Source organism: Chamaesiphon sp. OTE_20_metabat_361 (genome assembly GCF_031364565.1).
Genome location: NZ_JANLWO010000106.1, coordinates 1 through 1,896 on the forward strand (window position 1 = coordinate 1; position 1,896 = coordinate 1,896).

A 1,896-nucleotide genomic window follows, 5' to 3' on the forward strand; every position below is an offset into this window, starting at 1 on the left:
AAACTTACGCTCAAGATGACTGGCGCAGACTCCAACTGGTGGAACTCAAAAACCAAGCCGATGCCCTGTTCCACACCTATGACACCACCATCAAAGATAACGGTCATCTCATCGATGACAATCTCCGCGAGCGCGCCGAAAAGACAGCCCGCCAATTGCAAATGTTGCTGCTCGAACCGTCTGCCAACCTCGAAAACGTCCAGCAAGCGATCGATAAGCTCCAACAAGAGATTTTCGCGATGGGTACGGCTGTCTATCAAAAAGGGACGATTCCCAGTAGCTCCACTACCGAGCGTCCTCCCAGCGACAATCCACCCAGACGACACGCACCACTCAGTCGTGCTGCCGCGCCGCCACCACCGCCACCCCCACCACCAAAAAAGGTTTCCAGTACGCTCACTCTAGATTATGATGATGAGACGGCAACGACAGACTATGAGGTTGTAGAATAGCAAATCGAGCGATCGGGACATAGAGAATAAAATATTACGGTTAATACTCCATCACCTAGTCCTGATTCCTTTACAATGAGGATCGAAATGTTAGTGTCGATCGCTAGCACAAATTGCGATAGCGGTAAATGCGATCGAGCCAGAGTCGAATCATATATCCTGCGATCGAACTAGCAGCGCCGATCGTCTGAGGCAGAGGCTACTGGCACTATTGGCATAGTGTAGACGCAACAACACTCGATTTTGAGACTAGCCCCGACTCTGCTTCCTACCACTACTTGTAAGATAGAACCTCTGTATGGCACGCGACTATTACGAAATCCTTGGCACCTCCAGAGATGCCGACCAGGAAGAAATTAAACGCGCCTATCGTAGACTGGCGCGGAAATATCACCCAGATGTCAATAAAGAGCCTGGGGCAGAAGATACTTTTAAAGAAATCAATCGTGCCAACGAAGTCCTCTCCGAACCCGAACTCCGCGCTCGTTACGATCGCTTTGGCGAAGCTGGAGTATCTTCGGGTGGTGGTGCGCCCCCAGGCTATGGCGATATGGGCGACATGGGGGGCTTTGCCGCCGATATCTTCGACGCCTTCTTCAATGGTGGTTTCGGGGGTGGTGCTGGGCAACAACAAACAGCACGTCGTCGCAATGGCCCTTCTAGAGGCGAAGATCTGCGCCTCGACCTCAAGTTAGAGTTCCAAGAAGCCATCTTTGGCGGCGAGAAAGAAATCCGCATTCCTCACCTGGAAGCCTGCACTACCTGCAAAAGTACTGGTGCTAAACCCGGCTCGCAACCCCAAACTTGTAGCACCTGCGGCGGAGCCGGACAAGTCCGCCGCAATACCCGCACCCCGTTCGGTAACTTTACACAAGTATCGGTCTGTCCTACCTGTAATGGTGACGGTCAGGTCATCGAAGATAAATGTGAAGCTTGCAACGGTGCCGGACGCAAACAGGAAACCAAAAAACTCAAAATATCCATCCCCAAAGGAGTCGATAACGGTACCAAACTCCGCATCGGTAAAGAAGGTGACGCTGGCTTGCGCGGCGGCCCACCAGGCGATCTCTACGTCTATCTTCATGTCGAAGAAGATGCCAAGTTCCGCCGTGAAGGAATTAACATTCTCTCGCAAGTGAAGATCGGCTATCTCCAAGCAATTCTGGGCAGCCATATTCAAATCGATACCGTCGATGGCCCCACCGAATTAAATATCCCCGCCGGAATCCAACCCAATACCGTCCTCAAACTCGAACAAAAAGGCGTCCCGCGCCTGGGTAATGAAGTCAGTCGCGGCGATCATTTACTGACGCTCCAAATCGATATCCCCACCAAAGTCAGCCAAGAAGAACGCGACCTCCTCGAAAAACTCGCCAAAATTCGCGGCGAACGGGTCGGCAAAGGTGGGATTGGGAGTATCTTTGGGAATGTCTTTAAGTAGTGG

General features: G+C 52.0%; 1 protein-coding gene and 1 pseudogene. Both read left to right on the top strand.

What is annotated here, in order from left to right:
* Nucleotides 1-452 (top strand): annotated as a pseudogene (locus tag RMO35_RS02970) (molecular chaperone DnaK); the annotation flags it as partial.
* 298 nt (nucleotides 453-750) lie between these two features.
* The gene (gene dnaJ, locus RMO35_RS02975; RefSeq protein WP_309738453.1) at nucleotides 751-1,893 is read left to right on the top strand and encodes a molecular chaperone DnaJ; all 1,143 of its coding nucleotides are present in this window, start codon (nucleotides 751-753) and stop codon (nucleotides 1,891-1,893) included.
* Nucleotides 1,894-1,896 lie beyond the last annotated feature (3 nt).

Coding starts and splice junctions, on each gene's coding strand:
- dnaJ (WP_309738453.1), top strand. CDS start 751: ATGGCACGCGACTATTACGAAATCCTTGGCACCTCCAGAGATGCCGAC.